At 65.8% G+C, this 6,661-nt stretch carries 7 protein-coding genes; 2 read left to right on the plus strand and 5 right to left on the minus strand.

The genetic code is table 11. The features are described 5' to 3' along the window. Positions 1-136 precede the first annotated feature (136 nt). Positions 137-1,528, plus strand: coding sequence for an L-cystine transporter (locus VNQ78_RS10310; protein ID WP_325689339.1), 1,392 nt, complete (start codon positions 137-139; stop codon positions 1,526-1,528). A gap of 133 nt (positions 1,529-1,661) precedes the next feature. Further along, complete coding sequence (locus VNQ78_RS10315; RefSeq protein WP_325689341.1) at positions 1,662-2,042, plus strand: acyl-CoA thioesterase; 381 nt, start codon at positions 1,662-1,664, stop codon at positions 2,040-2,042. A 12-nt stretch (positions 2,043-2,054) separates the two neighbouring features. Here VNQ78_RS10315 and VNQ78_RS10320 read toward each other — a convergent pair whose 3' ends face one another. From VNQ78_RS10320 to VNQ78_RS10340, 5 genes are all read right to left on the minus strand, one after another. Next, positions 2,055-3,338, minus strand: a complete 1,284-nt coding sequence (locus VNQ78_RS10320; RefSeq protein ID WP_325689343.1) for a lytic murein transglycosylase — start codon at positions 3,336-3,338, stop codon at positions 2,055-2,057. Between the two features lie 74 nt (positions 3,339-3,412). Further along, positions 3,413-4,165 (minus strand): FadR/GntR family transcriptional regulator, encoded by a 753-nt coding sequence (locus tag VNQ78_RS10325; protein ID WP_325689345.1) that lies wholly within the window; start codon positions 4,163-4,165, stop codon positions 3,413-3,415. Positions 4,166-4,168: 3 nt separating this feature from the next. Continuing rightward, on the minus strand, positions 4,169-5,152 hold the full coding sequence (yjfF, locus tag VNQ78_RS10330; RefSeq protein ID WP_325689347.1) for a galactofuranose ABC transporter, permease protein YjfF: 984 nt from the start codon (positions 5,150-5,152) through the stop codon (positions 4,169-4,171). Beyond that, positions 5,149-6,150 carry an ABC transporter permease gene (locus VNQ78_RS10335; RefSeq protein WP_325689349.1) on the minus strand — a complete coding sequence of 334 codons (1,002 nt, stop codon included), beginning with the start codon at positions 6,148-6,150 and terminating at the stop codon, positions 5,149-5,151. Before VNQ78_RS10335 ends, yjfF begins: the two co-directional genes overlap by 4 nt. Further along, a partial coding sequence (locus VNQ78_RS10340; RefSeq protein WP_325689351.1) for an ATP-binding cassette domain-containing protein occupies positions 6,147-6,661 on the minus strand: 515 nt, incomplete at its 5' end. The genes VNQ78_RS10335 and VNQ78_RS10340, both read right to left, overlap by 4 nt.

Here is a 6,661-nt window from a genome sequence, read left to right on the forward strand (position 1 = left end):
TTCGCGCCCGCTCCGGTGGAACTTTGTTGCCACATCGGGACTTCGATAAGGCACATGTGCTTATTTTTCCGCGCCTCTTACGGCGTTGAAAGGTCATGGTTATACATATGACCCCGTTTACTGCTGGAGATGCGTCATGGCATCGGTAGTCTTCAACCTGATCATCTTTGTCGCGCTGCTGGTCGGGATCCATCAACTCAAGGGTCGCGACATCTCCCTTTCGGTCCGCGTGCTGATCGCGCTGCTGGTCGGCACCGTCTTTGGCGTGCTGCTGCAACTGGTCTATGGCGGCGGATCGGCAAGCATCACCGAAACGATCAACTGGATCGGCATCGTCGGCAGCGGCTATGTCCAGCTTCTGCAGATGATCGTCATGCCACTGGTTTTCGTCGCGATCCTCAGCGCCGTCTCGAAGCTGCATGACGCCTCGGCGCTCGGCAAGATCGCCGGGCTGACGCTTGGCACCTTGCTGCTGACCACCGCGATCGCCGCGGCCGTCGGCATCGTCATGGCGCTCGGCTTCGGGCTGACCGCCAGCGGTCTTGTCCAGGGGGCGGCGGAGACCGCGCGGCTTTCGACGCTCGAGACCAGTTACGCGCCAAGAGTCGCCGACCTGACCGTGCCGCAACTGATCCTGTCCTTCATCCCGAAAAACCCCTTCGCCGACCTGACCGGGGCCAATCCGACCTCGATCATCTCGGTCGTGGTTTTCGCGGCCTTCCTCGGCGTCGCCGCGATCCGGCTGGTCCGGCGCGATCCCGAGAAGGGGCAGCGGCTGATCGCCTTCATCGACCTGATGCAGGGCTGGATCACCCAGCTTGTGCGCCTGATCATGGCGCTGACCCCCTATGGCGTCATGGCGCTGATGACGAAGATGGCGGCGACCTCGAATGCCGCCGATATCCTCAACCTCGGGAAATTCGTCATCGCCTCCTATCTCGGCCTCGCGATCATGTTCGGCGTTCACGCGCTCCTGCTGACGCTGACCGGGGTGAATCCGCTGACCTTCTTCCGCAAGGTGCTGCCGGCGCTGAGCTTTGCCTTCTCGAGCCGGTCGAGCGCGGCGACCATTCCCCTCAATGTCGAGATCCAGACCCGCCGCCTTGGCGTGCCCCAGACTATCGCCTCCTTCGCTGCCTCGTTTGGCGCGACGATCGGGCAGAATGGCTGCGCGGGGCTTTACCCCGCGATGCTCGCGGTGATGGTGGCGCCGACGGTGGGCGTGAACCCGCTCGATCCGGCATGGATCGCGACGCTCATCGCCATCGTCACGCTCAGCTCGGCCGGGGTCGCGGGTGTGGGCGGCGGGGCGACCATGGCCGCGCTGATCGTCCTGCCGGCGATGGGCCTGCCGGTCACGCTGGTCGCGCTCCTGATCTCGGTCGAGCCGCTGATCGACATGGGGCGCACCGCCCTCAACGTGAACGGCTCGATGACTGCCGGAACCATCACCTCGCAGCTCCTTGGCCAGACCGACCGCAGCGTCATGGAAAGCGAGGAAGCGGGCGAGCTTCGTAACGCAATGTGATCCGCCGATGCAAGGCCCCTCGCCCACCGGGCGTGGGGCTTTCTCAGGCAGCGCGATGCAAATTCCGGTTTTCGTGCGGCTCGCGACCGGCTAGCTAGGCGGTCAGCCAGACGCCAGCGAGGGACAAACCGCCATGCCCGAGAACCAGCCCCCGGACAATCCCACCATCCGCACCATCGCCATGCCCGCTGACACCAACCCGGCCGGCGACATCTTCGGTGGCTGGCTGATGAGCCAGATGGACCTTGCCGCAGGCACCGTCGCCACACTGACCGCGCGTGGTCGCACCGCCACCATCGCGGTCGAAGGGATGAAGTTCCACCGCCCGGTCAAGGTCGGCGACGAGGTTTCGCTTTACGCGGAGCTGGTCCATATCGGCCGCACCTCGATGCAGATCCATGTCGAGGCATGGCGGCGCGAGCGCGACCGCGATGACAGCCAGCAGGTGACCGAGGCGAAATTCACCTTTGTCGCGCTGGACGAGAAGGGCGCCGCCCGTCCCGTCCGGCCCTGATCCGCGCCGATTTTAGCCGCGGCGAAGCTGATCGAGCAGCGCCGCGCTCGGCTCGCCGGTCGCCGGAAGCCCGCGCGAGGTCTGGTAGGAGCGGATCGCGGCGATCGTGTTCGACCCGACATTGCCATCGACGCCCTGCGTGTCGAAGCCGCGCGCGGTCAGCAGGCGCTGCATCTCCTTGCGCTGTTCAAGCCGCAGGCCGGGCGCATCCGCGGGCCAGGGATTGGAGAGGCCCGGATAACCCTTCAGCCGATCCGCCAGCAGCGCCACCGCCAGCGCATAGCTGTCGGCATTGTTGTAGCGCAGGATCGCGTGGAAGTTGCGGGTGATCAGGAAGGCCGCGCCGGAAGGCCCGCCGGGGATCAGCAACTCGGCCGAGGCGCCCGACGGCGGCAGCGGTCGCGAGGTTGCCTGACGGATGCCCAGCGATTGCCACTCGGCGACCGAGCGCCGCTTGCCCTTGCCGGCCAGTCCGGTGTTGAAGCCGGCGGGCAGCTTCACCTCGACCGCGGCGGGCAGGCCGTGCTGCCAGCCCGATTTCGCGAGGTAATTCGCCGTCGAGGCCAGCGAGTCGGTGGGATCGTTCGACCAGATGTCCCGCCGCCCGTCGCCGGTGAAATCGACGGCATAGGCCAGATAGGTGGTCGGGATGAACTGCGTATGCCCCATCGCCCCGGCCCAGCTTCCGGTCATATGGGCCGGGTCGATATCCCCCGCCTGAAGGATGCGCAGCGAGGCCATCAACTGGCTGCGGAAGAAGTCGCCCCGATAGCCCTCATAGCTGAGGGTCGAAAGCGCCTCTATCAGCGGCAGGTCGCCGCGCCGCTCGCCATAGGTGGATTCCATGCCCCAGACCGCGGTAACGACTTCCTTGTCGACGCCGTAAGCGGCCTCGACCCGGCTGAGCGCGCCGCCGAATTGCGACAGCGCCGCGCGGCCGTTGTTCTGGCGCTTTTCGGAAACCGCGTTCTCGAGATATTCCCAGAGGGATTTCTTGAACTCCGCCTGGTTCTGGCTGCGGCGCACCACCTCGGGATTATAGACCACGTCGCGGAACGCGAAGGACAGCGTCGCATCGCTGATGCCCTGCGACCGTGCCTGCCCCTTGAAGCCCTCGATCCAGTTGTTCAGTCCCGCGACCTTGGCGGGCGGCGGGTTCTGGTTGCGGCCCCATTTGATTTCCTGGCTCTGCTGGGAGACGCCGCCGCGCGTCGGCCCGTAACCGCCAGCCCCGCACGAGGCGAGGACCAATGCCAGCACCGCAAAGCTGACCGTATGTCTGAATGAAATGCGCATCACTGCCTCCTGCTCGTCTTTTTTGGCAAGCCTAACCCGGCAAGTGCCCAGCCGAAAGCCAAAATGAGCCGGGATCAGACCGGACCGGGCACGCTCTCGACCGCCAGCGCCTCGCTGGCCCGCTCTGCCCCCTCCAGCACCACCTCGCGCATGGCGGCATCGGCCGCTTCGGGGTCGCGGGACGCAATCGCGCTCGCGATCCGCAGATGTTGCGAGGCGCAGCGCGAGATCCCCTCCGGGCTGAGCGCGGGCGAGGAAATCTGGAAGGATACGGCCAGCGCGGCCTCGATCAGGGTCGTGACCGAGCGCATGAAGGGATTGCGCGACATCGCCGCGATGGCGAGGTGAAAGTTCAGATCCTCCTCGGCCACGGATTCCCGGGTGTGATGCGGGTTGTCGATCCGCGCCGCGATGCTGAACAGCTCGACGATCTCGTCGCTGGTGGCATGGATCGCGGCAAGGCGCGCGGCGGCGGGCTCGAAGGCAAGCCGCATATCGCGCAGATGCGCGACAAACTCACGGTCCATGCCCGCCTGCATCTTCCACGAGATCACGTCGGAATCGACGAAATTCCAACCCTCATGCGGGTTTACGCGGGTTCCGACCCGCGATTTCGCAAGGATCAGCCCCTTGGCGGCAAGCGTCTTCATCGCCTCACGCAGGACGCTGCGCGAGACGCCGAAGCGTTCCAGCAATTGCTGGTCGCCGGGCAGGGTCTCACCCTCGGAGAACTCGCCCGAGATGATCGCGCGCCCCAGCCCCTCGACCACGCGGGCATGGCTCGACCTTGGCTGGTTTCCGAACATGCGGCGACGCAGCACGCCCATGGCTCAGCCCCCCGCGGCCGCACGGATCGCCGCGCGGCGTTCGGAGATCATCAGGATCAGCCTTTGCAGCACGATGAAGGCAAACAGAAGCAGGCCCACGACGATCTTGGTCCACCACGAGGAGAGCGTGCCGTCAAAGACGATATAGGTCTGGATCAACCCCTGGATCAACACGCCGAACAGCGTCCCGAGGACAAGGCCCGCGCCCCCTGTCAGCAGGGTTCCCCCCACCACCACCGCCGCGATGGCGTCGAGTTCGACGCCCACCGTCGCCAGCGAATAGCCCGCCGAGGTGTAGAGCGTATAGGCCAGCCCCGACAGCCCGGCCATGAAGCCCGAGAATGCGTAAAGCTGGACCATCGTGCGCCGCAAGGGCACGCCCATCAGCGCGGCCGATTGCTCGGACCCGCCGATGGCGTAGACATTGGCGCCAAAGCGCGTGCGATGCGCAAGGATCACCCCCACGACAAAGGCCAGCAGCATCAGGATGGCAAGAAAGGTCAGCCGTCCCTTGTCCGGCAGGCGGATGAAGATCCCCTTCAGCAATTTCAGGAAGTCATGGCTGATCGGCACGGAATCGGTCGAGATCAAAAAGGCCGCGCCGCGTGCCAGAAACATCCCCGCCAGCGTGACCACGAAGGCGGGCATCTTCAGCGCGTGGATGGTCAGACCCATCAGCGCCCCGAATCCGGTGGAAACCACCAGCGCAAGGGCGAATGCCAGCGCCGGATGAACGCCCGCGCGCACCAGCACCGCGACGAAGACCGAGGTGAAGGCGATGACAGAGCCGACCGAAAGGTCGATGCCCCCAGAAAGGATCACGAAAGTCATCCCGACCGCCGCGATGCCAAGGAAGGCGTTGTCGGTCAGCAGGTTGCCAGCCACGCGAAAGGACAGCATGTTCGGGAACTGCATCGCGCAAAGCCCATAGGCGATCAGGAAGATCAGGACGGTCGCGGCAAAGGGCAGGTTGCGGGCGCGGATCATTTCTGCACCCCCTTCCGATGCCGCAGCATGGCGCGCAGCATCGCCAGCTCATCCGCGACGGCGGGCGATTGCAGCGTCAGGATGGCGACGATGACGATTGCCTTGACGATCAGGTTGAACTCGGGCGGCCAGCCGGAAATCAGGATGCCGGTATTCAGTGCCTGAATGATCAGCGCCCCGATCAGCGAGGCGGTGATCGAGAACCGCCCCCCGGCCAGCGAGGTGCCACCGATCACCACGGCGAGGATCGCGTCAAGCTCCAGCCACAGCCCGGCATTGTTCGGGTCCGCGCCATGGATATCGGCGGTGACGATCATCCCCGCCATGGCCGCGCAAAGCCCCGAGATGCCATAGGTCGCGAGGATCAGGAAGCGGGCGCGCACGCCGACCAGCATCGAGGCGCGGCGGTTGATCCCGACCGCCTCGATCAACAGGCCGAGTGCCGTGCGCCGGACCAGCAGGCCCACGGCAAGCGCCATGGCCAGCCAGATCAGGATCGGCATGGGAATGCCCAGCACCGCGCCCGAGCCGATGAAGGAAAAGCCCGGATCGTTGAAGGTCAGGATGAAACCGCCAGTGATCAGTTGCGCGATCCCCCGGCCCGCGACCATCAGGATCAGCGTGGCGATGATCGGCTGGATGTCGAGGAAGGCGACCAGCACCCCGTTCCAGAGGCCGCAGGCCAGCCCGATCGCCAGCGACACCGCAAGGACCACGACCACCGGCTGCCCGTCCGCCACCATCGTCGCGGCGACTGCTCCGGTGATCGCCATGACCGCCCCGACCGAAAGGTCGATGCCCTTGGTCGCGATCACCAGCGTCATGCCGATCGCCAGCAGCGCCACCGGCGCGACGCGCACGCCGACATCAATCAGGCTGCCATAGAGCCGGCCATTCTGCACCGTGACCGAGAAGAAGCCGGGCGAGATCAGCGCGATCAGCCCCAGAACCACGGCGAGCGCGATCAGTTGCGGCCGCAATTGGACCAGCTTTCTCATGCGGCATCCCCCGGAACGGCCATGGCCTCGACAATGGCTTCCGCCGTGATCTCGGCCCCCTTCAACTCGCGCACATGGCGGCGGTCCGACAGCACGATGACGCGGGTGGAGAAGGCGACCAACTCCTCGATCTCGGAGGAGATCACGACCAGTGCCATGCCATCGGCGCGCAACCTACCGATCAGGTTGATGATTTCGGCATGGGCGCCGATGTCGATGCCTCGCGTCGGCTCGTCGAGGATCAGCAGGCGCGGGTCGGTAGCAAGCCAGCGGGCAAGGATCGCCTTCTGCTGGTTGCCGCCGGACAGGAACTTGATCGGCCGCTCCGGCTCGGGCGGGCGGATGTCGAGCGCCTTGATATAGCGCGCGGCCAGCGCATCGGCCTCGCGCCGGGGGATCGGACGCGCCCAGCCCTGCCGCGCCTGAAGCGCAAGCACGATATTCTGGCGCACGGAAAGATCGCCGATGATGCCGTCGGATTTCCGTTCCTCGGGGCACATGCCGAAGCCGT

This window comes from Paracoccus sp. (in: a-proteobacteria), assembly GCF_035556475.1.
GTDB lineage: Bacteria > Pseudomonadota > Alphaproteobacteria > Rhodobacterales > Rhodobacteraceae > Paracoccus.

Bases quoted from the DNA above. Each gene is read 5' to 3' on its own strand.
- VNQ78_RS10315 (WP_325689341.1), top strand. From the start codon at position 1,662: ATGCCCGAGAACCAGCCCCCGGACAATCCCACCATCCGCACCATCGCC.
- yjfF (WP_325689347.1), bottom strand. From the start codon at position 5,152: ATGATCCGCGCCCGCAACCTGCCCTTTGCCGCGACCGTCCTGATCTTC.
- VNQ78_RS10310 (WP_325689339.1), top strand. From the start codon at position 137: ATGGCATCGGTAGTCTTCAACCTGATCATCTTTGTCGCGCTGCTGGTC.
- VNQ78_RS10325 (WP_325689345.1), bottom strand. From the start codon at position 4,165: ATGGGCGTGCTGCGTCGCCGCATGTTCGGAAACCAGCCAAGGTCGAGC.
- VNQ78_RS10335 (WP_325689349.1), bottom strand. From the start codon at position 6,150: ATGAGAAAGCTGGTCCAATTGCGGCCGCAACTGATCGCGCTCGCCGTG.
- VNQ78_RS10320 (WP_325689343.1), bottom strand. From the start codon at position 3,338: ATGCGCATTTCATTCAGACATACGGTCAGCTTTGCGGTGCTGGCATTG.